The 550-nt window shown below is 63.3% G+C and carries 1 pseudogene; it reads left to right on the top strand.

The annotated features are described in order from the left end of the window. A pseudogene (locus C5B91_RS21375) lies at positions 1-550 on the top strand (histidine kinase); the annotation flags it as partial.

Genomic DNA, 550 nt, shown 5'->3' with positions numbered 1-550 from the left:
ACCGTGAACGATATCAACGAGGTCGCGCGGTCGCGCATCGGTGCCGCGGGAGACGTAGTCGGTGCCCCACTCGCCGAGGTGTTCCCCCGGTCCGTCGAGGATTCGCTGCTGCTCGCATTCGAGGGGAGTTCCATTACGGAAACGTCCTTTGAGGAGTACTATCCCGAGTTGGAACGCTGGCTCGGCGTCTCCGTCGCGTCTACTGACGACGGGGTCGCCATCTACGTCGAAGATGTGACGGAGCGGAAACGCCACGAGCAGTCGGTCGAGAAACTGCGGATCGAGCACAAGCGGACGGCCGTCATCGAAACCGTGCTTTCGGAAATCCTCACAGAACTCGTCGGAGCAACGTCTCGCGCGGAAATCGCCGAGACCATCTGCCGCAGCCTCGGAGAGACGGATATTTACGAGTTCGCCTGGGTCGGTGAGCGCGAAATCGGGAGCGACAGTCTCGTCCTTCACGCCGCCGCTGGCGACACCGGCGAGACCGTTGCAGCCGTCCGCGACGAGCTCGACGACGAGACGACCACGACGCTGGAAGAGCGTGCGG

The sequence above is a fragment of the Haloferax sp. Atlit-10N genome, from assembly GCF_003586325.1.
In the GTDB taxonomy this organism is placed as follows: domain Archaea; phylum Halobacteriota; class Halobacteria; order Halobacteriales; family Haloferacaceae; genus Haloferax; species Haloferax prahovense.
The sequence above is the reverse complement of the archived record's forward strand: the minus strand, read 5'-3'. Positions and strand labels throughout refer to the sequence as shown.